Here is a 24,800-nt window from a genome sequence, read left to right on the forward strand (position 1 = left end):
CGCCATGACCGCGTCCCCAGGTCCTGCGTTGCTCGCGGTGGACCTGGGCCTGCGCTGCGGGCTCGCGCGCTTCGGCGCGGACGGGCGGCTTCAGGGGTACCGCTCGCGGAACTTCGGCACGCACGCGCGGCTCAAGCGCGCGGTGCCCGCCGTGCTCCAGGACGCGTCCCCGCTCGCGTGGCTCGTGCTGGAGGGCGGTGGCCCCATCGCGGACGTCTGGGAGCGCGAGGCCCTGCGCCGCGCCCTGCCCGTGCTTCGCGTGGCCGCGGAGGACTGGCGCCACCGGCTGCTCTACGCGCGGGAGCAGCGCAGCGGCTCGCTGGCCAAGGACGCCGCGGACACGCTCGCGCGGCGGGTCATCGACTGGTCCCACGCGCCCCGCCCCACCTCGCTGCGCCACGACGCCGCGGAGGCCATCCTGCTGGGCCTCTGGGGCGCGCTGGAGGTGGGCTGGCTTGCGCAGGTGCCCGCGGAGGTCCGGCGCTGACCGCCCGCTACTTCACCGACAGGCACGCCACCGGCTGCGCGATGGCGTTGCGCGCGCGCTCCTCGCTCACCAGCGCGTAGCCCGCCAGGTCCTGCAACAACATGTCGCGGTTCTGCCGGATGAGGCTCGCGTTCTTGCAGGCCTTGATGTCGCCGTAATAGCCGTACGGCGGCAGCGCCAACTGCAGCTCCGCCAGTTCCGCCAGCTGGAGCTCGCCCAGTTCGCGGTGGAAGAGCTTGCGGGCCGCGTCCTCCACGCCGACGACGCCGCGCTCGAGGCGGATGGTGGACAGGACGTACGCGACGAGCTGGTCCTTCTGGAAGAACGCGTGCAGCCGGTGCGCGGCCACGGACAGCTGCAGGTCCCCCTCGATGCCCATCTCCCGCGCGATGCGCATGGCCAGGCGCCGCTCGCAGGCTCCGTCCCCCGGGGGGGCCGTGCCCAGCGTCACGCCGGCGAACAGGCGCCACGCCCACGCGCGCCCATCCTCGCGCGGCGTCTGGAAGTAGGTGGGGCACTCGATCTGGCGGATATAGAGCGCCACCAGGTCCTTGGGCATCCGCGAGAAGTCCGGCCGCGTGAACGTCACCGCCGAACGATCCCGGATGCCCTGGTCCATCCGGCCGGCCAGCACGCTCATCCGGTCGCCCTCGATGCGATGGCGCAGCTGGCTCTCGACGTCGAACTCGCTCTCCAACCGCGGCAGCTTGCTGGCCGTGTAGAGGTACGTGATCGGAATCACCACGCCGGCCAGGCCGACGAGGAACATGAACAGCCAGAACACGGTCTTCACGGGCCCGACTCTAGCAGGGCAGGCACGCGCCAGGAGGACGGGTTAGAAAGTCCCCATGAGCGACTGGCACACCGCCACCGTCACCGCCCGCACCCCCGCGGCGGATGGCCTCACGGATTGGGTGCTCGACATCGGCGGGACGCCTCTCGTGGGCTCGCACGCCCACCCGGGACAGTACGTGCAGCTGCGCCTTCCCGGTGGGCAGCCAGGGATGTTCGCCATCGCCTCGCCGCCCGCTCCCAACGGCACGCGGTGGGAGTTCCTCCTCAAGGACGAAGGCACGCTGCCGTCCGCGCTCCTGCACCTGCCGCTGGGCGCGCACGTGGAGGTGACGCGTCCGGCGGGCCCCGGCTTCCCCATGGAGAAGGCGCGGGGCCGCGACCTGCTGCTGTTCGCCAGCGGCTCCGGCATCTCCGCCATCCGCCCCGTCATCGCCGCCGTGCGCCAGGAGCGCGGCGCGTTTGGCCGGGTGACGCTGTACTTCGGCGCGCGCACGGCGGGCGGCTTCGCGTACCAGCACGAACTGCAGCAGTGGCTGGAGGACGGCGTGCGCGTGCTGTGCACCGTGAGCCGCCCCGGCGCCAGCGGCTGGCAGGGCCTCACCGGCTACGTGCAGGCCCACCTGGGCGAGGAGCCGCTGGAGCACGCCATCGCGTTCGTGTGCGGCCCCTCGGACATGGTGCAGGACGTGATGGCCCAGCTGGCCCAGCGCGGCGTTCCGCGCAGCGCCGTGTTCCTCAACTACTGAGCCGCTCGCGTCTCGACCGCGGGGGACGCGTAGCGCACGCCCACCACCACCGCCGCCGGGTCGCTCTCCTGGCTGCCGGTGGCCTTCTGCGGCGTCCACGCGGCCACGCCCAGTTGATGCCCCTCTGGTGAGAAGCGCACGCGCCGCACGGACCAGCCGAACTCCAGCTCACCCGCCGCTTCCGGCGCGCCCTCGGCGAAGAGATACACGCGCCGGTCCCATCCGCCCGACGCCAGCGAGCGCCCATCCGGCGCGATGGCCGCGGTGGACACCACGCCGTGGTGCAGCTCCCACTTGCGCAGCACCTGCCCGGAGGCCGCGTCCACCAGCGCGCCCGCGTTCCACGGACCCTGGGGCTCCTGGATGCCCTTGCGCTCGCGCTCGTACACCGTGCGGTTGCGCTCCGCCTTCTCCTGGCTGAAGGCCACGCCCAGCCGCTTTCCCCGCGCGTCCACGGTGACGTCGTTGACGTGCGCCGGGAAGGTGAAGTCCAGCCGAGGCGAGAGCACCCGTGCCATCGCCGTGCTCGCCCCTTCCGGAGCGCCGCCCTTGAGCGTGAGCACCGCCTCCGCCGTCGTCTCGTCGAAGACCGTGTCCACGCGCTCGGCGAAGGGCGCGCCCAGCACGCCCTGGCTGCCCTGCGGCACGCACGCGTCACACACCGCCACGTCCACGCCCGGCAGCGTCAGCTGCTTGAAGCGCAGCGTGCTTCCACGCGACAGCCGCGCCACGGTGTTGCCCAGCGCGCCCGGCACGGTGACGGTGTCCTTCAGGAACGCCACGTCGATACCGGACGCCGTGGCCGCCGCCGTGGTGAGCACCACCACCGGCGTGCGCGAATCCAGCGCCAGCACCACCGGCGGCCCGCTGTCCACGCGGCCCTGCACCGCCGCGAAGCCGCCGCGCCGCTCGAAGTGCGTGCGCGCCACGTCCGGCTTCAGCACCTGCTCCGGCGTGTCCGACGCGCGCACGTGCCCGTCCCAGCCGCCCGAGTACAGCGTCCCGTCCGCCGCGAACGCCAGCGCGCTCACCGGCCCCACGTGCAGCCGCGCCTCCGCGCCGAACGACAGCTCCGGCACGGACAGCAGGGACACCAGGCCCTGCGCGCTGCCCACCGCCAGCCACTTTCCATCCGGATGGAAGGCCACCGACACCAGCGGCTCCTCCGTGGCGAGCGCCACCACCTGCGAGCCCGTCGCCGCGTCGAAGAGCTGCACCGCGCCGCTGCGGCTCACCGTGGCCACGCGCGAGCCATCCGGCGAGAACGTCACGCCCTCCAGGTCGTACTGCTGGACGTTGACCGAGGGATCCGCGCGCATCACCGGCGCGCGGGCGTCACCGGGCTTCGCCGCGGCGGGCGACAGGTCCCAGATGGAGACGTGGTACGCATTGTCCCCCAGGCGCGTGTACGCCACGCGCTGGCCGCGTGGCGCGAAGTCCAGCGCCCAGATGAAGTCCTTGCGGTTGAGGACGGTGGGCTCCCCGTCGAAGCCCTCCACCGCGCCGGAGAGGAAGCCTCCGGACGTGGACTCCAACCGGCCCAGCGTGTCCGGCGTCAGGCCCGCAGCCGTGTGCGCGCAGCCCGTGAGCGTCAGCACGCCCGCGAGGACGAAGCCCCCGGTGCGCTGTCTCATGAACCCGACCCGCGGACGGCGGCCTTCTCCTTGTCCACGTTGATCTCGTTCACGCCCTTGTTGTCCACGGACAGCAGGAACAGCTGCTTGTCCGCTTCACGCTTGTCGTTGAACGAGGTGCGGCCGGTGGCGCCGTCGAAGTCCTTCAGCCCCGCCAGGGCTTCACGCATCGCCGCGCGCGTGTTGGGCCGCTGCTTGTCCAGCACCTGCCGCACCATGCGCGCCGAGTCGTAGCCGATGGCCTCCAGCAGGCCCGGGTCGCGGCCCGTCTCGCGGTACGCGTCGCGGTAGCTCTTCACGAACTTCTGCGTGGCCGGCCGCTGCGAGTCCACGAAGAAGCCGTCCACGTACACCGAGCAGGTGACGAACTTGCCGCCGCGCTCCAGCAGCTCCGGCAGGCCCGAGCGGCCCTTGGGGCTGGACCACTGGTTGGTGCCGAAGAGCGTGACGGTCTTCAAGTCCTTCTTGCCCGTCGTCTTGCGGATGCGCTCCAGGTCGCGCGGGTCGCACGCGTTGGTGACGATGTCCTCCACCGCGAGCGCGGGCGTCACCAGGCTCACCCGGCGCCAGTCGTCCGGGATGAAGAGGCCCTCGAAGTCGATGATGGGCTCCACGCCGCTGCGTGCCTTCTCCATGGCCTTGCGGCGGCGGTACGCGTCCGTGATCTTCTCCCCCTGCACGTCGCGCACGGCCTCCGCCCAGTCGCCGCGGTCCTCCAGGTAGTAGCGGCCCACCAGGCGCTTCGCTTCACCGGTGAACGTGGTCTGGTCGTAGGAGTACGACTCCGCGCCGCGCATCACGCCGCCGCGAGACACCACGTCGTCCCAGAACTCGTTGGCCAGCTCCACGCCGTAGGGGATGTTCGGGTAGAGCACCGCGAAGCGCTTGTAGCCCTTCACGTTCATCGCGTAGTCCGCGATGGCGCGCGCCTGCGCGGAGTTCGTCAGCATGTTGCGGAAGACGTACGGGCCAATGTCCGTGATGCCTTCCTGACGGCTGAGCGTCAGCAGCGGCACCTGGAGTTCCTCCGCCAGCAGCGCCGCGCGCTTGGTGTCATCCACCAGCAGCGGGCCCAGGGCCGCGATGGCGCCGTCGTCGAACGCGAGCTGCTCCATCGCCGTGCCCGTCTTGTTGACGTCGCCCTGCGTGTCCTTCACCACCAGCTCGATGTCGCTGCCCTGCAGGCCCAGCTTCACGCCGCGCAGCACCGCCTCGCCAATGGGCTGGTAGCGGCCCGACATGGGCAGCAGCACCGCCACGGTGCGCGGACGCACCTCCACGCGGCGGGTGGCGCGCGCGAGCAGCTCCTTGGCCTGCGGCGCGAAGGTGCTGTTGGGCGCATCTCGCAGGAACGTCTGGAGCGTCTCCTCCAGGCGGGACCAGTCGCGCAGGTGGTAGTAGATGCGCGCCAGCTTGAACTGGAGCACCGGCCACGCGGGGTTGGACGGGGACAGCCCCTCCTGCACGCGGGCGATGTCGAGGAAGCTGGCGCGGCCCTCCACCAGCTGCTCCACCTTCTTCACCGCGGCGGCCTTCTCCTCCGCCGTCCGGGCGTCGCCCGCCTCTTTGACAGCGGAGGACAGCGCCTGCGTGTACAGGCCCGCGCCTTCCGCCGCGCGCGCGGCCTCCCTCAGCAGCTGCTCCTTCTCCGCGCCCTCCGCGCGCTCCGCCAGGCTGGTGAGCGTCTGGTACGCGTCGCGGTAGGCGCCCACCTCCATGGCGGAGACGGCCAGCTTGTGCTTGGCGTCATCGGCCTGGGCGTGGAGGGGGTTCTCGAAGAGCAGCTCGTTGAAGCTCTTGCGCGCGTTCGCGTAGTCCTTCGCCTCGAAGTAGAGGACGCCCGCGTTGTAGAGCGCGTCCTGTCCGGCGGTGGTGGCGGGGTACGCCTTGCGCACGGACAGGTAGGCCTCCGCGGCCTGCTTCTTGTCCGGGTTCGACTGCGCCTGGGTGCGGGCCTGCGCGAGCGCGGCGTTCGCGGTGGCGTCCTGCTTCACCTCCACGCGCGGGCGATTGGGCTGGGTGGAGTCTCCCCCGGAGGTTTCGTCCCGGCTGTCGGTGCGGGAAGGCGTCTTGGGGCAGGCGGTCAACGTCAGGGCCAGCGCGGCGACAAGCGCGCGGCGCGATGCGGAGAGGACTTCCATGGCGAGGTGCATAGCAGCGCGGGTGCGGCTCCGTCGACACTTGAGCGGGGGGAAGATTCCCCTGAAACGTCCGCTTCAATGCACCGCGCATGCCCGCGTGCGTCACCGAGGGGAAACTCCGGCCCCGTGGCCATGGGACCACAGCCTCGCGCGGCCCGGGACGCACGCCTGGCGGGCGACCGAAGACACATCGCGGCCCAGGTCGCGGACGCTCTAACATCGTGGCCGTGGAACCCCCCTCTTCCCGGTCCCCGCGATGGAGCAGCCTCGTCATGGTGGCCATGGTGCTTGCCTCCACGGCTTGCGGATCGGTCACCCCCTCATTGGTGGGCCCTGGTCGGAAATGGGTGGGGCCCCTGGTAGCCGTTCCCGGAGGGGGCCATTTCCGCACGGTCATCCACTATGGCCCATGGCAATGCAGACCCACGTTCATGCGCTCCTGCGAGAGCAAGTGCTCGGCGACGGGCAACATGCTCATGGGGTGCATCTGGCTGGCGGACATCAAGATGGACTTCGAAGGGCCGGTCGTCCACGCGGGCAGCCGGTACGGCGTGACGCACTGCTGCTGCAACTACACACCCGTTGCGCCGGCCTCGACACGAGCGAGCCGCAGTCGCTGGAACAACATCCGCGACACCTTTCGTCGTGAGTGGGCAAAGCGCATGGGCGCTTGGCCGAGCGACGCGGGCGGCACACCCTGGCAAGGGCACCACGTCTTCGACCTGGGCCATGGTGGTGACCCTGTTGACTGGGACAACGTGATTCCGCTGCCCCAGGACCTCCACCAGTACGTCACGGACTCCTATGGCCAGTGCTATGCCGGAGCGCCGCCATGGAACGGCGTGGGAGTCGACTATCCCTATGGCGAATAAGCCGGACCCGATGAGCGCGATGCTGCTGGAGATTTCCCAGCGGCATTTTCCGAATCCGCCCGCCGCGGCCGGGCAGATCGAAGCCTTTGAGCAGCGAGTGGGCTGGAAGTTGGATCCGGACCTGCGTGCGTTCTACCTGCACTGCGATGGAGCAGATCTCTTCGACCGGATTGATCCCCCGTTTCGCTTCCATCCGCTCGCGCAAATCGTCCGCGCGCGTGTCGCGATCCGCGGGAAGGACACCGACGACAGAGGGCCCGCTGACTGGTGGTCCATCTGCGCGGTCAAGGACGGTAACTGCATCATCCTGGATGTCGGGTCGCCAAGAGATGGCCGATATCCACTTCGCGATGGCTATCGCGAAATGTTTCCCGACCCAGAATACTGCATACAGATCGCCCCATCCTTCTCAGTCTTTCTAAAGGAAGCTCTCCCAAGCCAAGGAGCATGGTTCTGGCTAAACGCCCCTTAAGTCGCCGTTCAAACACGCAATCTCAAAGCTCAGCTTCCAACCCAGCATCGCCAAGAGAAAAGCCGCCTCCAATGCCGCCTATTCTTTCTCCAACTGACGGCCTGACACGCCTACAGCAACTCGACGAGCGCGCCGAGCGCTTGGCATCAACAGAGGTAGAATCCGCACAACTAGCAGCATTCAATGCCACACTCAAAGCAACCCTCACTGACACCTTCGGCAACAATTCCGAATGGATTGCCCGCGTCATTTCCGCAGGCGTTGTACATCGCTTTGTTGCCACGGACGCATACCAGCGGATGCTAGACCGGAGAACTGAGCTACGTGGCAAACGGCTCATGTTGGAGGAGGCGATGCAGTACCTCCGAACATCACCTGGGCGCACCACTGCCGACCAAACAGAAAATACGTCGTTGGAGAAGTTGGAAATAATTCTCCAACGATTTCATCGAGTCGCCTTACGACTACGCAATCGTCATGACGAACGGCCGACGCTTGCCATTACCGACGAATACGATGTTCAAGATCTCCTGCACGCGCTGTTGCTCGTATCTTTCAGCGATGTTCGTGATGAGGAGCCAGGCCCAAGCCACGCTGGAGGGCGGCCGCGTTTTGATTTCCTCCTCAAAGAGGAGCAGATCGTCATTGAAGTCAAAAAGACCCGACCAAGCCTTACCCACAGGGACCTAAACGACGAACTCATTGCGGACATCGCCCGCTATCAAGCGCACCCTGACTGCAAGACCCTGGTGTGCTTCGTTTACGATCCCGACCACCGGATTCCCAACGTCGCAGGCTTCATCCGGGACTTGGAGCGAACCGCCTCAAAGATGCCTGTTCGAGTCGTTGTCGTCCCAGTTGGATGACTCACCGCCAGAGGTAGCTCTTTCCTTCCGGCTTAGAAGGAAAGAGCCCCCAGGTAGATCAGCCGAAGAGTTCCTTCACCTTGTCGAAGAAGGACTTCGACTGGGGATGGGTCTCCTCGCCGGACACCTCCGCGAAGCGCTCCAGCAGCTCGCGCTGCTTGGAGGACAGCTCCGTGGGCGTTTCGATGATGACGCGCACGTGCTGATCTCCCCGCTGCTGGCTGTGCAGGTGCGGGATGCCCTTGCCCTTCAGGCGGAACACCTTCCCGGACTGGGTCCCCTGCGGAATGGTCATCTTCACCTTGCCGTCCAGCGTGGGCACGTCGATCTTCGCTCCCAGCGCAGCCTGCGTGAAGGACACCGGGACCTCGCAGAAGACCTCGTACTCCTCGCGCTGGAACAGCGGGTGCTCCCGCACGATGACCGTCACGTACAGGTCGCCCGGGGGCGCGCCCCGGTCTCCCGGCTCACCCATGCCGGACAACCGCACGCGCGTGCCGTTGTCCACGCCGCCCGGGATGGCGACCTCGATGACCTCTTCCGACGGCGTCTTCCCGGAGCCCCGGCACTTGGCGCACGGATCCGGAATGGTGGCGCCGGAACCGCCGCAGTCACCGCACGGACGCGACACCGCGAAGAAGCCCTGCGAGTAGCGCAGCTCCCCGCTGCCGCCGCACGCCGCGCACTGCCGGGGCGCCGCGCCGCTCTTGCTGCCGGAGCCGGAGCAGGTCTCGCACTTCTTCGGACGCGGGATGGTCACCTTCGGGCGGCAGCCGAACGCCGCCTCCTCGAAGCTGATCTCCAGGTTGTAGCGCAGGTCCGCGCCCCGGCTCTGACGCTGCCGGCCACGCCCGCCACCACCCCCGAAGATGTCGCCGAAAATCTCTCCGAAGATGTCGTTGATGTTGACGCCCTGGAAGCCGCCGCCCGCGTCCCCGAAGGGATTGCCCGCGTGTCCGAAACGGTCGTACTTCGTGCGCCGGTCTGGATCGCTCAGGACCTCGTAGGCCTCCGAGGCTTCCTTGAACTTCTCCTCGGCCTCGTGGTTCCCGGGGTTGCGGTCCGGGTGGTACTGCAACGCGACCTTCCGGAACGCGCTTTTCAGGTCCTGCGCCGTAACGCTCTTCTGGACGCCGAGGACCTCGTAGTAGTCGCGCTTCTGCCCTGCGGCCCCTGCCATTGAATCGAACCCCTGGAATTTGCTGGCGTTTTCAAGCTGCGTAGAGAATCGGAGTCACTATAACGCAGCGAAACACGCCAGCAATCCAGGCCGGAGTCCAACCCTGTGGGAAGCAGGGGTTTGCGCGCTACACGGTCCAGACGCGGTTGACCGTCAGCTCCATGCGGGCGAGCCGGCGCTTGAGGGCCGGGTCCACGGGGCCGTTCACGGACCACTTGGGGACCACGAAGTGCAGCTCCGCGTTGTAGAGCTTCGCGGCGCTCGCCAGCAGGCTCCAGCGGTTCTCCGCGGTCGGATCATCCACCATGCCTGGGGTGACGATCTCCAGGATGATGGGCGTGCGGGCGGAGTCGGACTGGCGACAGGTGAAGTCCGGCCGGTGGTCCTCGATGGTTCCGGAGAGCACGGGCGGCGGCATGAAGCCAGGGAGCCGGGCCTTGATGTCCGAGTAACCAATGGTCCGGAAGTACTCGGCCATCAGCCAGAGCAGACGGCGGCGCTCTTCGTCATCCACGACCGACTCGCAGCCGGGATTGAACAGGACTTCTTTCTCAGTGTTGGTTTCCATGGCGCATCTCAAGCTGTCCGCGTGTGTGGGATGCGGCAACGCAGGCGGGCGCGAGCGCTCCCTGGCCGGCCGTGGAGCGGGCGGCCATGCACGCGCGCTTCCCATGTCCCTTTCGCTTGGACGGCACCGTCGCCTCGGTGACAGAGTGCGCCCCCTCCCGTGGCCCCCCGTCCCTCCGCGCACGTCTATCGCCGGCTCCTGGGCTACCTGAGCCCGTACCGCCGGTTGCTTCTCGCGGGCACGCTGGCCTCGCTCACCGCCGCGGCCGCCACCGCCGCGTACGCGTGGATCGTCGGGCCCCTGCTGCGCGCCGTCCTCACCGGCGCCCCCGTCACCGTCGCGGGGATGACCCTGGCGCCGGAGGCCCTGCTGTCCCGGCTACCCCTGCTGGTCGTCGCGGTGGCGCTGGTGAAGGCCACCGCCCAGTTCCTCCAGGGGGGCCTGATGCAGCGGTTGGGCCAGCGGGTGATGGCCGACCTGAGGGGCTTCCTCTATGGCCGACTGCTCGCCCAGCCGCCGGCGTTCTTCGAACAGCGCCACTCTGGAGAACTTGTCTCCCGGTTCACCTCGGATGTGCCCCTGGTGGAGTTCTCCGTCACCCAGGCGCTGTCATCGTACGTGAGGGATGGGCTCCAGATTTGCGCACTGCTGGCGACCTGCTTCCTCATCGACGCGAAACTCTTTCTCTTCACGTTCGTCGTCGTGCCCGTGACGGTGGTGCCGGTGAGCCGCTTCGCGCGGTCGCTCAAGAAGGTGGCCACCCGCTCGCAGGCCAACCTGGGCGCGCTCAGCGCCATCACCGCCGAGCAGCTGCAGAACCTCCCCGTGGTGCAGGCCTACGGCACGGTGCCCCGCGCGCTGGAGTCCTTCGACGCGGAGGCGGAGGCGTACCTCACGGAGATGCGCCGCTCGCTCTTCATCCGCGGCGCCTTCAGTCCCACGGTGGAGCTGCTGGGCATCGTGGGCGTGGCGGTGGCGGTGGCGTGGGGCGCTCGCGCGGTGTCCATGGATCCAACGCTGGCCGGGCGCCTCTTGTCCTTCATGGCGGCGGCGCTGCTGCTCTACCAGCCGGTGAAGTCACTGAGCGGCACGCTGTCCCAGGTGCTCACGGGGCTGGCGGCGGCGGAGCGCCTGTTCTCGCTCGCGGACTCGCCGGTGCCGCCAGACGTGGGCGCGGAGGCCCCTCCCCTGTCGCGCGCCCTGGAGCTGTCCGGCGTGCGCGCCACCTACTCGGACGGACGCGAGGCCCTGAAGGGCGTGGACCTGACGATTCCCGCGGGCGCGCGCGTGGCGCTGGTGGGCCCGTCCGGCGCGGGCAAGACGACGTTGTTCTCCGTGCTGCTGGGCTTCCTGCCGCCGAGCGGCGGTGAAGTGAAGTGGGACGGCGTGCCGCTGTCCTCGCTCAAGGCGTCCAGCGTGCGCGCGCAGCTGGCGTGGGTGCCGCAGGAGCCGGTGCTCTTCTCCGGCACCGTGCGCCACAACCTGCGCCTGGGCCAGCCGGACGCGACGGACGACGCGCTGTGGGAAGCGCTGCGGCTGGCGCACGCGGAGGACTTCGTGCGGGCGCTGCCCGGCGGCCTGGATGAGCCCGTGGGCGAGCGGGGCAGCCGCCTGTCCGGCGGACAACGGCAGCGGTTGGCCCTGGCGCGCGCCTTCCTGCGCCGCCCGTCACTGCTGCTCCTGGATGAGCCCACGAGCGCCCTGGACGCCACCAGCGAGGCGGCGGTGGGCGCGGGGCTCCAGGCGCTGATGAAGGGCCGCACGGTGCTGATCATCGCGCACCGGCTCAGCACCGTGCGCGACGCGGACCTCATCGCCGTGGTGGAGGGCGGACAGGTGGTGGAGGCCGGCACGCACGAGCAGCTGCTCGCGATGCGGGGCCGCTATGCGCGCCTGTTGGGCGAAGGCGCCGTCGCCGCCTGAACGCCGCCCCGCGGGGCCATGGCCTTCGCTTCCGAAGGGGTGTTCATGGGTCCCGTGCCCATTCGCTCCACGCCATCGCTGACCTTGCGCGACCGGGCACGCCCTGCGAGCCTTCCGCCCTGGCCCATGCCCCAGACGCCGCCCCGCGAACGAGAGCCGCTGTCGCTCAACGCGCTCCTGCTGGTGCCCGCCCTGCTGCTGGCCGCGGGCGCGTGCGTCGCGGTGGCCGCCCGGCACTTCGCGCTGGCCGCCGCGTTCACCGGCACGCTGGTGCTCGTCCCGCTCGTCTTCCGGCTGTGGACGCGGCCCTGGTACCGGGGGCTCGTGCTGCGCGGCCTGGGCCTGTTCATCGCGGGCATGCACCTGCCCATGCTCACCGGCGGCGTGCTCGCCTACGGGCGCATCGGCTGCGAAGGCGCGGACTGCGGCCAGACACTTCTCTGGAGCATCGTGCTGGCTCCCGTGGCCGGCGCCGCCTGCTCTGTCGTGTACTGGCTCGTGGGCCGTCCCCCCGTCTGAATTACAAGGAATCACAGGCCCCCTATTCTCACTGGAAATGCTTGTTCCAGTCAGACCTCACGTAGCGCCCGGGCCGTTCATCGTGGCGTTGGCCGTCCCCACCACGGTGTGCGTGCTGGGGAGCACGCTGCCGTTGCTCCTGGGCAGTCCCGCCGGCCTGGTGAGCGTGGTGAGCTCCGCGGGGCCCTTCGCGGCGCTGCTGGTGCTGACGCTGGTGGTGGAGGTGCCCCTGCTCATGCTGGCGACGGGCTCCACGCTGATGGGCCGCACGGTGCCGCTGGCGGTGATGGTGGGCATGGCGACGGTGCCGTGGACGCTGGGGCTGCTGGGCACGGAGGTGGCGCTGGAGCGGATGCAGGTGGCGCTGCCGATGGTGTCCGCCACGGACGCGGGCATCGCGTTGACGGCGGGCCTGGGCAAGGCGATGGCGCCCCGGCTGCTGGGCGCATGGACGAGCGCGGTGCTGCTGGGCGCGCTGTCGGTGGCGCTGGGCATGGCGCGCTACAACACGGCGCGCGTGGTCCACGACAACACGCGCCGCAGCCTGCTGCTGGGCAGCCTGGTGTCCGCGGCGCTGGCGGGCATGGCGGTGGTGGGCACGCTGGAGGCGCACCATCTCTTCACGCTGCTGTCCCGGCTGTCTCGGGCCCCCGGCGCGCTCCGCCCGGACCTGATGGCGGAGGGCATGGCGCAGGCGGCGCGGCTGCGCACGGTGCGCTGGAGCTGCTTCTCCTGTCTGCTGGTGCTGGGCTTCGCCTGGCTGATGACGTACCGCGCGGCGGAGGCCCGGCGGACTCGAGCGCTGGAGTGGGTGGGCGGCCTGGTGCTCACCGCCGCGGTGGCCGTCCTGCTGGTGCTGGACGCGCACCCGCTGCACACCACGCTGGGCCCGGAGCGCGTCACCACCGGCCGCAGGACGTCCGGCCCCGTTCCCACCGACGCGGACGTGACACACCTGATGGGCGAGCGCTCGCCCGTGCGGCTCAGCTTCCCTTCGACAGCACGAACAGCATGATGAGCCCCACCACGACGAAGAAGCCGAAGACGGCCACCATCACCAGCCCCTCCGACTTGCGCACCACCGGGGGCAGGACCTCGTTGGGCAGCGGCTGACCGTGCCGCAGCACCACGGGCTCCGGCTCCGGGGCCACCCGCGGCGCGGGCGCTGCTGAAGCGGCGGCGGAGGGAACGGCCTCGCGCGGAGGCGGTGCCACCGGCGTGAAGGTCACGGTCCGGGTGGCGGTTGTGTCCCGCGTGCCGGGGTCGCGGCCCGACGGGTCCGCCAGGTGCTCTGGCGACATGACGCTGGACATCTCCAGCCCCTCGCGAGCGAGCGCCAGCACGCGCTGCATGTGCAGGATGTAACGGTCCTGGCCCTCGTAGGTGGCGAGCGCCTGCGCGGCGCGCACCAGCCGCTGCGGCACCAGCTCCGGGTCCGCGCGCACCTCCGTGGACACGGGCCGCGCCTCGCCGGCTTCCACCCGGCCGGTGCGCACGCCCTGTCCGCTGGCCCAGATGCAGTGTTCATCCAAGAGCGTCAGCTCCTGGCGGCGCACCCGGCCGTCCTCGTCCACCAGGGACATCAGCTCCGCGCCCTGGGGAGACAGGTGCCAGACGGTGCGCAGGCCGTTCTCCCCCAGCGGCCCTTCCACCGCGCGAGCGCGGTAGAGCTCCTGCATCGCGGACTTCAAGGGGTCGGACGAAGTTTCCACGGCCATGACTGCCGCAGAGTAGGGGCGCCGCGCCCGAAACGGAAGCGACGCCCGCTCCGGTGTGATTGCCCCGTGCGCGGATGCCCGCCTTGTGCCTACCGTCCATTCCACGATGAGCCGTTCCAAGAACCGAGCCCCCGACTTCATCCGCCAGTTCGAGGGTGCACAGACGCTCGACGGACTGCTGGAGCTGGCTGGCAGTCCCTGCGACACCGCCGACGTGCTCGAGCGCATGCAGGAGGCGCGCGCGGAAGGCGCCGATGCCGGCCAGGTGATTCCCACCCTCTTCGACGGGGAGCCCCGCTTCCCGGACCCGGAGCTGGCGCGCCGCCTGTACCAGAACCTGCTGGGCCTCTGGGACGTGGTGCTGGAGGGAAAGACGGTGCGGCCGGAGGACGGCCCCCGCCCGCCGCGCCCGAAGAAGGAGCGGCTGCAGCCGCCCGCGCCCTTCCATCCGGACGAGCCCTCCGGCGAATTCGTGGAGGCCGCCTGGCGTTACCTGGAGGACGACGACAAGGCGCGCACGCGGCTGATGCATGCCTACGAGAACCGGCAGGACAGCCTGCTGGGTGCGCTTGACGCCGCTGGCCTCACGGACGAAGGTTATGGGGTCGCCCGCCACCTGTTCTTCGAGCTGCACGCCATGCTGGAGCTGGGCTGGCCGCCGGGGCTCTTGGCCGTGGATGCCAGGGCCCTGGACAGGGAGCCGGATGCGCCGCCCGCGCCGGATGCCCTCCAGGAATACGTGACGGAAGCGCTGTTCGAGGCGGAACAGGACGAGGAGCACCCCCTCGCCCCCGAGGAGCTGGCGCAGGTGCGCACCCTCGTCCGGCGGGGACTGGCGGCGCTGTGGCGCGCCCGCAAGGGGAGATGAAGATGGCCCGAGACGACAACGACGGTGGTGGCTTCACCGGCAAGCGCAACAAGTCCTACCGCGAGCTGGACGCGCAGCGCGGCAAGAGCAAGTACCACTCGCGCCAGGACGACCCGGCGCAGCAGAAGCTGGAGCGCAGCGCCAGCTACCAGAAATACAAGACGGCCGCGGACGCCCTCTTCACCGGCGGCGAGCTGCCGGAGGGGTTGGCCAAGACGTTCGACCCCGAAGGCAAGCGCAAGGCCCAGAAGGACGCCCTGCGCAAGGTGCAGGAGTCGGAGACGCGCGCGGACTGGGTGAAGGGCGTGGTGGACTACCTGGAGAAGTATCCGGACCTGCCCGAGGACGCGTACTTCCTCGACAGCCTGCTGGACCACCCGCGCGAGCGCATCGTGGACAAGGCGCTGGCGAAGCTGGAGTCGCTCCAGGAGGCGGGCACGCTCCAGAAGAAGCTGCCCAAGAGCCTGGACCAGCGGCTGAAGTCCATCGAGCTCACCAGCCTGGACCCCGACATGCAGGGCCGCGCCAAGGTGCTGCGCGAGAAGCTGCGCGCCTGATCAGCGCGCGCGCTGCTGGTGGATGAGCACCACGTCGCGCTGACCCTCCTTGGAGGGCTGGTGCGTGAGCCGCAGCTCCGCGCCGGGCCGCGAGTACAGGCCGGGCTCGTCGCCGCGCTTCCACCCGGCCTTCGCCAGGGCGTCGTCGTAGAAGGCGTCCACCTGCGGGCCCGTGAGCGGCACCTGGAAGGTCAGCGTGCGCGAGCCCTCCGCGTTGACGCGCAGCACGCCGTTCGCTTGCGGCGGCAGCGGCGCGAAGTCCCCCGCCGCTTCCTGTGGACGCGCCAGCGCGTGGTTGGCCTCACCCAGGTACAGCGTGGTGGTGCCATCCGGCTGCGGCATCATCACCACGGTGTAGGTGATGCGCCGCTTTGGATCCAACGCGGTGAGCATGGCCGCGTTGTTCGCGTACTGCGCCTGCTCCTTGCCGGGCGGCACGTAGAGGCCGCCGTCGCGGAACGCGTCCGCGAAGCGCTGCACCAGGTCCCGGATGTTCTCCTTCACGTGCACCGCGCGCAGCGCCACCGGGATGCCACCCGCCTCCACGATGTCGCTGGACTCCACGTGGGCGATGACCTGGAGCCGGGGCCACGCGAAGCGCGGCGCGGCCTGCTGCACGCCCGCGTCCGGTACGCCCGCGTCGGGAGCAGCCTGGGCGGACAGCCCCAGCAGCAGCGAGAGCACCGCTCCCGCCACGCGCCCGGCGCGCATCAATGCGGCACGCCTCCCAGCCATTTGTTGCGCCGGCCGTCGTTCCGGTAGGTGGGGGAGAGGTTGTCCGCCACGAAGGGGGTGGTCTCCCAGACGGTCTGGTTGCCCGCGTGCGAGCCACCGATGCTCTGCTCGTAGTTGCTCTCCGAGCCACGGAAGCTCATGAAGAACTGGTCCTCGTTCACGCCGCCCACCGCGCCCACGCCCGCCATCAGCGCGGCGCCGGCGCTCCCACCGCCGCCGTTCTCGCGGTACACGCTCTCCGCCCACCCGTAGTAGTCCACGTTCCCGCAGGTGCCCCCGCTGTCAATCATGAGCGGGCACTCACGGCCCTCCGCCACGTTGGACAGGCCCCAGTCATCCAGCAGCATGAAGAAGCGCCGCGTGCAGCGCCCGCCCGACGCGCGCCCCGCCGCGCACACGCGGAACTGGTCGCTGGCGAGCCGGTGCGACACCTTGAAGAACTCCGGCTCCATGAAGTTGCCCAGCCGCTCCGCGCGCAACGTCGTGGAAGCGTTGCAGGAGATGCCGTCGGACTGGGTGGCCATGGCCAGCCCCAGCGCCGTGGAGCCTGGATCCGCGTCCACCGGGCGGGTGCCCAGGATGTCCACGGGGCTGCCCGCGGGCCGCGTCGGCTCGCAGTCCACGTTCACCCGCGTGGCGCGCGCGATGGCCAATTGGAAGGTCATCGCGCCGCTGGTGTGGCTGGCCCGGCCGTCGAAGTCCTGGTAGCGCCCCGCGGCCTCCGACGACGCCAGGGCCTCCGCGTTGGCGCGCTGGAAGACGCCGGCCTGCGGGTTGTGCATCACGTGCCCGGTGGCCTCCCACAGCGCGAAGTTGGCGGCCTCCTGCACCTTGAGCGTCAGCGCGCCCACCTCCGCGAAGTAGATGCCGAACAGGAGGATGGTGACGAACACCATGGAGCCCAGGGCCGTCTCGACGAGCGCCTGTCCCCGGCGCGACGTGGCAGCGCGCGCGCGCATCAGTACTTCCCTCCCGTGCTGCTGCCGCCCCGGTAGCCGGCGTTGTCCAGGCGGCGCAGCGCTTCCGCGTGCTCGGAGAAGCCCGCCTGCTGCAGGCTGTTCGCGGGCTTGTCGTCGCGAGCGCCCTCGGTGCTCACCAGCGTGGCGCGCCAGAAGGGGTTGAGGAAGTTGGGCGGCTCCTCCCAACCTCCGCCCACCGCCGCCGGCCGGGGCCGGTGGTAGTAGGCGAGCCCCGCGGCCAGGGCCACCTGGTTGCGCTGCACGTCCTCGCGGCCGGTGGGCAGGATGCGCCCGAGCGGCGCGGCGTTGTCGAACTCCGTCTCCTGGTTCGCGAACTTGAAGGTGAACAGCAGGTTCCAGGGGTCCGGCTTCGCGCGGCGCGCGTCGCTGGCGTAGTCGCGGTGGAGCATCGCGTACAGCTTGGGCTGACCGTAGTCGTTCTCGTCGGCGTTGCCGTGCAGGAGCCCCGCGTTGAAGCCCACGGAATAAGGCCAGATGCCGGGGCACACCACGCAGGCGCCCAGCGTGTGGCGTTCATCCACGGTGGTGTTGTTCTCCGCGCCCTGGCCGGGCGGCGCCTTCGCGCCGTAGACGTGCTGGTCCTCGGGGGACTGGCGCTCGTCGGACATCACCCACGCGTCCGTCGCCCCGGCGGTGTAGGGGGTGCCGTCCGGGCAGACGCCGGTGACGGCGCGGCCGTGGTCGTGCGCCCACGAGTTGCGGCCGGAGATGGTCTGATAGGTGGAGGAGTCCATCGCGGACGCGCTGCCGTAGTGATGGAAGCCCGGGTTGTGCGCGGCGGCGCCAGAGCCGAAGCCCGCGCTGCCGCTCCCCCGGTTGTGCACCCACGTCCAGCCCAGGCTGCCCATGGTGGCGTTGAGCGTGGCGGTGCCCTGGCCTCCGCCCGTGGGCATCACCGCGCCGGAGGTCGCCGGCACCGAGCCCGTCTTCTCCTGCTGCATCAGCTCGTCGTAGCTGGAGCCGGAGGACGCGCCGCCGGACACCTCCGACAGGGACTTGTTGGCGCCCTCGGGCTGGGCGGCCAGCTCCGGGTTGATCTCCTTGGCGATGAGCCGGGTGAGGTTCTGGTTCGCCAGGTGCGTGCCCACCAGATGGTTGTAGATGGCCAGCTCCGCGCGGAACATGGAGCCCGCGCGCCCCTGCAGCACCTGCACCTGCGTGGCCGCCGCCTGGTCCAGGGCGGACCAGTCGTTGCCGGGCATGGCGCACGGGGACGTCTGCCGCGCGGCGTACTGCTGGCTGCCGTAGCTGATCATCGACTGCGTGCCCGCCATGGCCACCATGTGGGCAATCTGGGCGCGGTTCATCACCGCGATGGCGTTGAACGTGCGCGCCGTGGACACCGCCTGGCTGTAGGCCGCCGCGTCCGCCGCCATCTGGATTTCGACGCGCTCCTTGGCGCGCATGCCGAAGCCCAGCGTGAGCAGCACCATCAGCGTGAGCAGGAGGAACGTCAGCGAGAACAGCACCAGCGCCTGGCCGCGCGCGCCGGACTTCAGAAGCCGTGCAGGCTGCATCCGGCACCTCCATTGAAGTTCGACGCCTTCACCGGGGTCATCATCCGCATGGCCGCGTGGACCTGGATGGGGAACAGGTAGTGCCCCTGCGCGTTCCAGCGCAGCATCCGCTCACCCAGGTCGCCGCCGGGCCAGTCATCCGGCCCCAGCTCCACGTCGGTGTCCGCCCACCAGTCAGACTGCTTCTGCGCCGGGTTGAGCGGGTTCGCGTCCGTGTAGTTCTTGAGGTGGAACTGGGCCAGGAACATGCGGCTCATCACCCAGTCCGCGAACGGGATGCGCATGTAGTACCAGGCCACCATGCGGATCTCGAGCGTGCGCCGCTGCATCTCCGCATTGGAGTCCGTGGGCACGTCGAACAGCAGGTCCTCGTCGCCCGCGAGGCTGCGCACCCAGGCGGGATCCGGCGACTCGCGGACGATTTCCACCATGGGCCCTTCGGTGAAGAGCGTCCCCCGCGAGCCGCGCACGCGCAGGTAGTTGCGCTTGCGTTCATCAAAGGCGTTGGCCAGCTGCGCGGGCGTGCGCGTGTGCTCCACCGTGGGCAGCATCGTCACCAGCGCCGCGTGGGTCATCGCCTCGCAGCTGCCGTGGTTGAGGCTGCCCGCGCGCACCGCGCGGTACACCGCCACCTGCGCCAGGATGCGACCCTGCAGCAGCATGAAGAGCTGCAGCGAGCCCAGCACCATGAACACCACGAGCGGCATGCACAGCGCCGCTTCCACCGCGGCCTGACCGGATTCGCGCTGCCGACGTGGGGGGTGGGGAAGGGCCATGGGGGAGGCTGCCTTCCTCCTAGATTCTCGGTGATTGGGGAATCGGTCAAATGGACGAAGCCCCGACAGGACCGATTCCATTGTGACACAACTGTTTACTCACCGATTGAGGGTGAACCCGCAGGCCGCGTCCAGCGCCACCTTCGCCCCCGCGAGTGCCTGGAGCAGGCGCTCGTAGTGATTGCGCTCCGCGTCAACCTGGGCCTCCACCTCCTCCGGGGGCAGGCCCTGGTGGGAGAGGGAGAGGCGCAGGCGGGCGGCGGCCGAGTCGCGCTCCGCCTCGATGGCCGCCCGGGCCTTCTTCGCGGACCGGCCGAGCTCCGCCTCGGCGGCGGCCTGGGCCACGGGCAGTGCGGCGTCCACGAAGGCGCCAAAGCCAGGGAAGGCCTGGTGGACTTCATCCCCCTTCAGGGCCTTGCCGTCGGATTCCAAAGCGGTGAGCACGGAAACGTCCGCCACGGGGCCCTGGGGGCCCTCCACCACGGCCACGGGCAGGAGGGTGCGCGCGAGGAAGCGGGCCAGCTGTCGGCTGGGCACGCGGGCGCCGGGCGAGGTGTCCTGGGGCTCCGGCAGCTGGACGTGGAAGAGCAGCTCCAGGCCGCGCGCGGGCTTCTTCACGCTGCGCTTCTCGATGTGGCGGAAACCACTGCGGCCGTAGGGGCCGTCCTTGAGGAAGCCGAACAGCGCCTCCACCAGCGGGTGGCCGGTGGCGAAGTACTCCAGCTCCTCCGCTTCCACCGCGGTGTCGCGCCAGAAGGTGCCCAGCAAGGTGCGGTCCTGCATCACGTCGATGCCGGGCAGGCCTTCCACGTTGAGCGCGTGGCCGAACTGGAAGGCCACCTGGAAGGCCTCCACCTGCTCGTCGGTGTCCACGCCAATGCCCACGCGGCGCGCCAGCTCCGTGACGGTCTCCTCCAGGCGCTCGTCCAGGTCGCGCGCCACGCTCCACAGCCCGTCCTCCAGCGGCGGAGCCTCCTCGTCGGAGTCCTCGTCGCCAGGCTCATCCCCCATGCGCTCCTGTGCGCGCGCCACCAGCCGGGCCACGGCGGGCTTGTCGAAGCTGCGCACGTCCAGCAGCGGGTCGTACGCGCGCTTCACCTGCTCACGCGCCGCCTCCACGCGGGTCTTCAGCTCCGCGGCGTACTCCACGCGCGCCTCGCGGGGCAGCAGGGCCAGGTCCGCGATGCGGTCCTCCACCTCCTCCAGCACCGCGTCCAGGCCGCCCACCGTCTCACCGAAGACGCCCACGGCGTCCGCCAGCAGCATCAGCACGTCCGACGCGAGCGTGCCCGCGGGGTCGAAGACGTGGATCTCCACCGGGTGCGCCTGCCCGATGCGGTCCAGGCGGCCGATGCGCTGCTCCACCGTGGAGGGGCTCCACGGCAAATCGTAGTGGACCAGGTGGTGCGCGAACTGGAAGTTGCGGCCCTCGCCGCCCACCTCCGTGCACAGGAGCACGCGGGGGCCCTCCGGGTCGCGGAAGCGCGCCACCTGCCGGTCGCGCTCCACGAGCGGCAAATCGCCGTGGTAGCCCAGCGCCTCCACGCCCTCGCGCGACAGCTCCGACTGGAGCGACTCCAGCGTGTCGCGGCTCTCCGTGAACACGAGCACCTTCGCGCGCGGCTCCGCACTCCAGATGCCGCGCAGCACGCCCACGAACGCGATGAGCTTCGCGTCCCGGCCGGTCAGCTTGAGGTCCGCGCCCTTCAGCGCCGGGTTGGACTTCACCGCGCCCATGAACGCCGCGGGGCTGGACTCCAGACGCCGGAGCACGTTGGCCAGCGGCGCACCACGAAGCGTGCCCTTCGCCAGCGTGGCGAGCGCCGTATCACGCGCCGTCAGCTCCTCCGGCGTGAGCCGCACCGGGTGCCGGTGGAGCTTGCGCGTGGAGAAGCCACCCACCACCGCGCGCCGGTTGCGCACCAGCCGGTCCGACAGGCTGTACGTCTCCGCCAGGTGCGCGAGCAGCGCCTCCTTCTCCTTCAGCGTCTGGAGCCGCGCGTCCTCCGGGAAGCGCTTCGCCAGCGCGGCCACGGCGGCCTTCGCGGCCTTGCCGTCGCCCTTGCCTTCCATGAGCGCGCGCACCGCGGTGGACAGCTCCTCCTGGCGCTGGAGCCGCGCCTCGAAGCCGTCCACGGACGGCGCGGTGGCCGCGTCGATGAGGGTGAGCAGGCCGTGGTACTCCGCCGGATCCAACTGCATGGGCGTGGCGGTGAGCAGCAACAGGCCCCACGAGTTCGCGGCCAGCCCCTTCGCGGCGGCGAAGGCCTTCTCGCCCTTGAGGTGGTGCGCCTCGTCGATGATGACCAGGTCCCAGAAGGCGTCCTCGGCGGACACCTCTTCGCGGTGCTCGCGGGTGCGGCTGAGCAGCTCCAGGCTCGTCACCACCAGCGGGAAGCGCGCCCACGGAGAGACGTCCGGCGCTTCCTTCAGCGACTGCTCGTAGCGGTCCGAGTCCATCAGCGTGAAGAGCTGGTTGAACTTGTGGAACAGCTCCACCAGCCACTGCACGGTGAGGTGGCTGGGCGCCACCACCAGGCACCGCCGCGCCAGGCCCACCAGCCGCAGCGCGCTGAACACCATGCCCGCTTCAATCGTCTTGCCCAGGCCCACTTCATCCGCCAGCACGAAGCGCGGCCGGCGCGCGGACAGCACGCGCTGCACCACGCCCACCTGGTGCGGCTTCACCATCACCCGGCTGGCCAGCAGCGCGCCCAGCGCGTCACCCCGGCGCTCGTCGTCCAGCACCAGCGCCTGCTTGCGCAGCATGAACGCCTTCGCGTCACCCACCCGCCCGTCGCGCAGCGTGGACAAGAGGTCGGAGCGCGGCGCCAGCGCACGCACCTCCGACTCCGGCAGCTCGTCCTCCTCGCCCGTGTCCTCGAAGCGCACCACGTAGCGGCGCAGCCCGCGCGCGCCCGGCTCCTCGCCCAGGACGGTGGCCTTGCGCCCCTTCGGCGTCTGGATGGGCTCGCCCTTGGGCAACTGGTAGGGAACCAGCGCACCGCCGCGCGTGGACACCAGCACCGGCTCGTCCTCGCGGGACGGGAAGGCGATGAGGGCCTTGGCCCCCTGCTCCTGCAGCGACAGCAGATGCCCCACGCCCCACTCGGGCTGCGGGAGGTAGCGGACCTTCAGACCTTCGACGAGAGACGCCATATGCCGTGCAACACCTGGGTGACGAGGTGGGGGCGCTGCATAACGTCCCGGCGCCCGGAAGGCCATTTCACGGGCACCTCCACCCCTTCCAACCCCTTGATTCCAGGCCCGAGTTCCCGGAAAGCGCCGGGGCATCGTCCACCATCCGACAGCCCCGCCGCGTCCTGCCCGTCAGACCTTTCCCATCCCTGCGGGTAGGGTCCATGATTTCATGACAAACAGGTAAAAACAGGGTTATAGGATACCCTGCCCGACAGGGCGATGTCGCTCACCCCACCTTTTCGGTGATGTTGAGCGTCCTTCTGCACAGAAGCGCTCGGTGCCGTCGGGGGGGAGTGCCACATGCTGCGACGTTGGACCTTCGCTCAGCGGGTCGGGGCAGGTCTGTCCGTATGCCTTCTGGCCGGACTCATCCTGCTTGCCACCCTTGTGTCCACGGCCCACACGCTGACGGTGGACGACGGGGCCGTCCTCCATCACGCCTCCGACATCCTCTCCGGCCTGCTGGGCCTGGGCGCCCTGGTCGCGCTGGTGGTGGTGCTGCGCAACGCGCTGGGCCCCATGCACGCGGAAGCCGTGCAGAGTGAACAGCGGTTGCACCTGTTCATGGATGGCGTGAGCGACTACGCGCTGTGCTTCCTGGAGCCGGATGGCACGGTGTCCTGCTGGAGCACGGGCGCGGAGCGGCTCACCGGGTGGACGTCCTCCGACATCGTGGGCCAGCGCGTGGAGGTGCTGCACGTGCCGGACGCGGTGGCGCACGGCCTGCCCACCTCCCACCGCGAGCGGGCCGCGCGCGAGCGGCGCCTGCAGGCGGAGGGCTGGCGGATCCGCAAGGACGGCTCGCGCTTCTGGGCGGAGACGCTGCTCACCGCGCTCTACACGGAAGGCGGCACGCTGCAGGGCTTCGCGGAGGTGACGCGCGACATCACCGAGCGCAAGCGCACGGAGCGCATGCAGGCGCTGCTCGCGGAGGCGGGACGCGTGCTGCAGCCGCAGGCCGGCGCCAAGGAGCTGGGAAACGCGCTCACCCGCCTGTGCGTGCCGGAGATCGCGGACGCGTGCGTGCTCTACCTGCCGGACGGCCAGGGCGGCGTGCGCCCCGGCGCGGTGACGTGCGCGGACGCGGCCACCCAGGCGCGGCTGTGGGAGCCGCTGATGCGCAGGCCCTCGCAGGACGAGCCCGGCCCCGCGCGCGTCATGCACACCGGCCGCGCCGAGCGCTTCGCGGAGGTGGATCCAGACCGGCTGCCCTCCTCCGTCAGCGACAGCACCTGCGCGGAGCTGTGGCGCGCGCTGGGCGTGCGCTCCGCGCTGAGCGTGCCGCTCGTCGTGGACAACCGCGTGCTGGGCGCGCTGTGCCTGCTGTCCACCCGGCCGCACCGCCACTACGGCGCGGTGGACCAGGCCTTCCTGGAGGAGCTGTCCGCTCGCGCCGCGCTGGCGCTGGACAACGCCCGCCTGCTGGCGGCGACGCAGAACGCCCTGGAGCTCATTGGCGTGGCGGCGCACGACCTGGGCACTCCGCTCAGCTCGCTGCAGCTGCGCCTGCGCCGCATGCGCCTGCAGTGCGCGCCCGCGTACACGGAGGACCCGCGCCTGCGCGAGGGGCTGCTCCTGGCCGAGGACGAGACGAAGCGCCTGGGGCAGTTGGTGCACAACCTGCTGGACCTGTCGCGCCTGTCCGGCGGCCGGCTGGTGCTGGAGGCCCGGCCCATGGACCTGGCGGAGCTGGCGCACGAGGTGGCCGCCCGCCACGAGGACCAGGCCGTCGCCGCCGGCTGCGCCCTCACCGTCCACGCCCGCGACGCGGCCCGCGGACGCTGGGACCGCCAACGCCTGGACCGCGTCCTCACCAACCTGGTCAGCAACGCCCTCAAGTTCGGCCGGGGCCAGCCGGTGGAGGTGCATGTGAACGTGGACGAGGACTCACACCGGGTCCAGATGTCGGTGCGGGACCACGGCGCCGGCATCCCCGCCGAGGCCCAGCAGCGCCTGTTCGCCCGCTTCGAGCGGGTCACGACGGACAGCCGCGCGCCGGGCTTCGGCCTGGGCCTCTACATCGTCCGCCAGCTCGTCGAAGCCCATGGCGGCACCATCCGCGTCCACTCCCGGCTGGGAGAAGGCTCGGAGTTCACTGTCGAACTCCCGTTCACCCCGGAAACACAGGAGGAAGTGGGAAAAGCGATTCGAGTATGACCCTCCAGGGTGGGTTGCGCCCCAGAAGCCCTTCCCATCCAGTCACGGACAGTTCGAGTTCGCCTCTGGGTGGAATAATTCTCAGAAG

Annotated in this window: 22 protein-coding genes; 11 read left to right on the forward strand and 11 right to left on the reverse strand. The window is 70.2% G+C overall.

Annotated elements, in window-relative coordinates; genetic code table 11:
• The first annotated feature begins 4 nt into the window (after window positions 1–4).
• On the forward strand, window positions 5–487 hold the full coding sequence (locus tag D7X99_RS09805) for a hypothetical protein (RefSeq protein WP_121777534.1): 483 nt from the start codon (window positions 5–7) through the stop codon (window positions 485–487).
• A 7-nt stretch (window positions 488–494) separates the two neighbouring features.
• Here the strand turns inward: D7X99_RS09805 and D7X99_RS09810 are convergent, their stop codons facing one another.
• A complete protein-coding gene (locus D7X99_RS09810; protein WP_121777535.1) occupies window positions 495–1,280 on the reverse strand; it encodes a transglycosylase domain-containing protein in 786 nt (261 codons plus the stop codon).
• A gap of 55 nt (window positions 1,281–1,335) precedes the next feature.
• Between D7X99_RS09810 and D7X99_RS09815 the strand changes: the two genes are divergently transcribed.
• Window positions 1,336–2,028, forward strand: coding sequence for an NAD-binding oxidoreductase (locus D7X99_RS09815; RefSeq protein WP_121777536.1), 693 nt, complete (start codon window positions 1,336–1,338; stop codon window positions 2,026–2,028).
• On the opposite strand, the gene D7X99_RS09820 is transcribed toward D7X99_RS09815, so the two are convergent.
• Together D7X99_RS09820 and D7X99_RS09825 are read right to left on the reverse strand one after the other, a co-directional pair.
• Window positions 2,022–3,662 carry a WD40 repeat domain-containing protein gene (locus tag D7X99_RS09820; RefSeq protein WP_121777537.1) on the reverse strand — a complete coding sequence of 547 codons (1,641 nt, stop codon included), beginning with the start codon at window positions 3,660–3,662 and terminating at the stop codon, window positions 2,022–2,024. The two genes, D7X99_RS09815 and D7X99_RS09820, sit on opposite strands and share 7 nt — an antisense overlap.
• The gene (locus tag D7X99_RS09825) at window positions 3,659–5,803 is read right to left on the reverse strand and encodes a penicillin-binding protein activator (RefSeq protein ID WP_233613250.1); all 2,145 of its coding nucleotides are present in this window, start codon (window positions 5,801–5,803) and stop codon (window positions 3,659–3,661) included. Before D7X99_RS09825 ends, D7X99_RS09820 begins: the two co-directional genes overlap by 4 nt.
• 431 nt (window positions 5,804–6,234) lie before the next feature.
• On the opposite strand from D7X99_RS09825, the gene D7X99_RS09830 reads away from it, so the two are divergent.
• The 3 genes from D7X99_RS09830 to D7X99_RS42260 all read left to right on the forward strand — a co-directional run bounded on the left by D7X99_RS09830 (window position 6,235) and on the right by D7X99_RS42260 (window position 8,013).
• Window positions 6,235–6,675, forward strand: coding sequence for a hypothetical protein (locus D7X99_RS09830; protein WP_233613251.1), 441 nt, complete (start codon window positions 6,235–6,237; stop codon window positions 6,673–6,675).
• A gap of 10 nt (window positions 6,676–6,685) precedes the next feature.
• Window positions 6,686–7,147, forward strand: coding sequence for an SMI1/KNR4 family protein (locus D7X99_RS09835; protein WP_121777579.1), 462 nt, complete (start codon window positions 6,686–6,688; stop codon window positions 7,145–7,147).
• A gap of 71 nt (window positions 7,148–7,218) precedes the next feature.
• A complete protein-coding gene (locus tag D7X99_RS42260) occupies window positions 7,219–8,013 on the forward strand; it encodes a hypothetical protein (RefSeq protein WP_147476101.1) in 795 nt (264 codons plus the stop codon).
• 58 nt (window positions 8,014–8,071) lie between these two features.
• Here D7X99_RS42260 and dnaJ read toward each other — a convergent pair whose 3' ends face one another.
• Window positions 8,072–9,193, reverse strand: a complete 1,122-nt coding sequence (gene dnaJ, locus D7X99_RS09845; protein WP_121777540.1) for a molecular chaperone DnaJ — start codon at window positions 9,191–9,193, stop codon at window positions 8,072–8,074.
• Between the two features lie 127 nt (window positions 9,194–9,320).
• Window positions 9,321–9,761 (reverse strand): hypothetical protein, encoded by a 441-nt coding sequence (locus D7X99_RS09850; protein ID WP_120593914.1) that lies wholly within the window; start codon window positions 9,759–9,761, stop codon window positions 9,321–9,323.
• Window positions 9,762–9,920: 159 nt separating this feature from the next.
• Between D7X99_RS09850 and D7X99_RS09855 the strand changes: the two genes are divergently transcribed.
• The 3 genes from D7X99_RS09855 (at window position 9,921) to D7X99_RS09865 (ending at window position 13,218) form a co-directional block, all read left to right on the forward strand.
• Window positions 9,921–11,684, forward strand: coding sequence for an ABC transporter ATP-binding protein (locus tag D7X99_RS09855; RefSeq protein ID WP_121777541.1), 1,764 nt, complete (start codon window positions 9,921–9,923; stop codon window positions 11,682–11,684).
• Window positions 11,685–11,729: 45 nt separating this feature from the next.
• Complete coding sequence (locus D7X99_RS09860; protein WP_233601251.1) at window positions 11,730–12,203, forward strand: hypothetical protein; 474 nt, start codon at window positions 11,730–11,732, stop codon at window positions 12,201–12,203.
• Between the two features lie 82 nt (window positions 12,204–12,285).
• Window positions 12,286–13,218 (forward strand): hypothetical protein, encoded by a 933-nt coding sequence (locus D7X99_RS09865; RefSeq protein WP_147476102.1) that lies wholly within the window; start codon window positions 12,286–12,288, stop codon window positions 13,216–13,218.
• Here the strand turns inward: D7X99_RS09865 and D7X99_RS09870 are convergent.
• The gene (locus D7X99_RS09870) at window positions 13,187–13,921 is read right to left on the reverse strand and encodes a hypothetical protein (protein WP_121777543.1); all 735 of its coding nucleotides are present in this window, start codon (window positions 13,919–13,921) and stop codon (window positions 13,187–13,189) included. The genes D7X99_RS09865 and D7X99_RS09870 overlap by 32 nt on opposite strands.
• A 106-nt stretch (window positions 13,922–14,027) precedes the next feature.
• On the opposite strand from D7X99_RS09870, the gene D7X99_RS09875 reads away from it, so the two are divergent.
• Window positions 14,028–14,789, forward strand: a complete 762-nt coding sequence (locus D7X99_RS09875) for a hypothetical protein (RefSeq protein WP_121777544.1) — start codon at window positions 14,028–14,030, stop codon at window positions 14,787–14,789.
• Between the two features lie 2 nt (window positions 14,790–14,791).
• Window positions 14,792–15,346: a hypothetical protein gene (locus D7X99_RS09880; protein WP_169824949.1), complete on the forward strand. Its 555-nt coding sequence runs from the start codon at window positions 14,792–14,794 to the stop codon at window positions 15,344–15,346.
• Here the strand turns inward: D7X99_RS09880 and D7X99_RS09885 are convergent, their stop codons facing one another.
• The 5 genes from D7X99_RS09885 to D7X99_RS09905 form a co-directional block, all read right to left on the reverse strand.
• Window positions 15,347–16,057 carry a hypothetical protein gene (locus D7X99_RS09885; RefSeq protein ID WP_120575144.1) on the reverse strand — a complete coding sequence of 237 codons (711 nt, stop codon included), beginning with the start codon at window positions 16,055–16,057 and terminating at the stop codon, window positions 15,347–15,349.
• Window positions 16,057–17,040, reverse strand: coding sequence for a hypothetical protein (locus D7X99_RS09890; protein ID WP_121777545.1), 984 nt, complete (start codon window positions 17,038–17,040; stop codon window positions 16,057–16,059). The genes D7X99_RS09885 and D7X99_RS09890 overlap by 1 nt, the downstream gene beginning before the upstream one ends.
• Window positions 17,040–18,578 carry a pilus assembly protein TadG-related protein gene (locus tag D7X99_RS09895; protein WP_121777546.1) on the reverse strand — a complete coding sequence of 513 codons (1,539 nt, stop codon included), beginning with the start codon at window positions 18,576–18,578 and terminating at the stop codon, window positions 17,040–17,042. The genes D7X99_RS09890 and D7X99_RS09895 overlap by 1 nt, the downstream gene beginning before the upstream one ends.
• Window positions 18,557–19,354: a TadE/TadG family type IV pilus assembly protein gene (locus tag D7X99_RS09900; protein ID WP_120575147.1), complete on the reverse strand. Its 798-nt coding sequence runs from the start codon at window positions 19,352–19,354 to the stop codon at window positions 18,557–18,559. The genes D7X99_RS09895 and D7X99_RS09900 overlap by 22 nt, the downstream gene beginning before the upstream one ends.
• A 99-nt stretch (window positions 19,355–19,453) precedes the next feature.
• A complete protein-coding gene (locus tag D7X99_RS09905) occupies window positions 19,454–22,513 on the reverse strand; it encodes a helicase-related protein (RefSeq protein ID WP_121777547.1) in 3,060 nt (1,019 codons plus the stop codon).
• A 342-nt stretch (window positions 22,514–22,855) separates the two neighbouring features.
• Between D7X99_RS09905 and D7X99_RS09910 the strand changes: the two genes are divergently transcribed.
• The gene (locus D7X99_RS09910; protein ID WP_121777548.1) at window positions 22,856–24,712 is read left to right on the forward strand and encodes an ATP-binding protein; all 1,857 of its coding nucleotides are present in this window, start codon (window positions 22,856–22,858) and stop codon (window positions 24,710–24,712) included.
• The last annotated feature ends 88 nt before the right edge of the window (window positions 24,713–24,800 follow it).

The organism is Corallococcus sp. AB032C (assembly GCF_003668935.1).
In the GTDB taxonomy this organism is placed as follows: Bacteria; Myxococcota; Myxococcia; order Myxococcales; family Myxococcaceae; genus Corallococcus; species Corallococcus exiguus.

What these genes read in the sequence shown, in the direction of transcription:
- D7X99_RS09880 (WP_169824949.1), top strand. Translation starts at nt 14,792, where the DNA reads ATGGCCCGAGACGACAACGACGGTGGTGGCTTCACCGGCAAGCGCAAC.
- D7X99_RS09860 (WP_233601251.1), top strand. Translation starts at nt 11,730, where the DNA reads ATGGGTCCCGTGCCCATTCGCTCCACGCCATCGCTGACCTTGCGCGAC.
- D7X99_RS09910 (WP_121777548.1), top strand. Translation starts at nt 22,856, where the DNA reads ATGCTGCGACGTTGGACCTTCGCTCAGCGGGTCGGGGCAGGTCTGTCC.
- D7X99_RS09815 (WP_121777536.1), top strand. Translation starts at nt 1,336, where the DNA reads ATGAGCGACTGGCACACCGCCACCGTCACCGCCCGCACCCCCGCGGCG.
- D7X99_RS09825 (WP_233613250.1), bottom strand. Translation starts at nt 5,803, where the DNA reads ATGGAAGTCCTCTCCGCATCGCGCCGCGCGCTTGTCGCCGCGCTGGCC.
- dnaJ (WP_121777540.1), bottom strand. Translation starts at nt 9,193, where the DNA reads ATGGCAGGGGCCGCAGGGCAGAAGCGCGACTACTACGAGGTCCTCGGC.
- D7X99_RS09830 (WP_233613251.1), top strand. Translation starts at nt 6,235, where the DNA reads ATGCGCTCCTGCGAGAGCAAGTGCTCGGCGACGGGCAACATGCTCATG.
- D7X99_RS09895 (WP_121777546.1), bottom strand. Translation starts at nt 18,578, where the DNA reads ATGCAGCCTGCACGGCTTCTGAAGTCCGGCGCGCGCGGCCAGGCGCTG.
- D7X99_RS09900 (WP_120575147.1), bottom strand. Translation starts at nt 19,354, where the DNA reads ATGGCCCTTCCCCACCCCCCACGTCGGCAGCGCGAATCCGGTCAGGCC.
- D7X99_RS42260 (WP_147476101.1), top strand. Translation starts at nt 7,219, where the DNA reads ATGCCGCCTATTCTTTCTCCAACTGACGGCCTGACACGCCTACAGCAA.
- D7X99_RS09805 (WP_121777534.1), top strand. Translation starts at nt 5, where the DNA reads ATGACCGCGTCCCCAGGTCCTGCGTTGCTCGCGGTGGACCTGGGCCTG.
- D7X99_RS09890 (WP_121777545.1), bottom strand. Translation starts at nt 17,040, where the DNA reads ATGCGCGCGCGCGCTGCCACGTCGCGCCGGGGACAGGCGCTCGTCGAG.
- D7X99_RS09885 (WP_120575144.1), bottom strand. Translation starts at nt 16,057, where the DNA reads ATGCGCGCCGGGCGCGTGGCGGGAGCGGTGCTCTCGCTGCTGCTGGGG.
- D7X99_RS09820 (WP_121777537.1), bottom strand. Translation starts at nt 3,662, where the DNA reads ATGAGACAGCGCACCGGGGGCTTCGTCCTCGCGGGCGTGCTGACGCTC.
- D7X99_RS09835 (WP_121777579.1), top strand. Translation starts at nt 6,686, where the DNA reads ATGAGCGCGATGCTGCTGGAGATTTCCCAGCGGCATTTTCCGAATCCG.
- D7X99_RS09850 (WP_120593914.1), bottom strand. Translation starts at nt 9,761, where the DNA reads ATGGAAACCAACACTGAGAAAGAAGTCCTGTTCAATCCCGGCTGCGAG.
- D7X99_RS09875 (WP_121777544.1), top strand. Translation starts at nt 14,028, where the DNA reads ATGAGCCGTTCCAAGAACCGAGCCCCCGACTTCATCCGCCAGTTCGAG.
- D7X99_RS09905 (WP_121777547.1), bottom strand. Translation starts at nt 22,513, where the DNA reads ATGGCGTCTCTCGTCGAAGGTCTGAAGGTCCGCTACCTCCCGCAGCCC.
- D7X99_RS09870 (WP_121777543.1), bottom strand. Translation starts at nt 13,921, where the DNA reads ATGGCCGTGGAAACTTCGTCCGACCCCTTGAAGTCCGCGATGCAGGAG.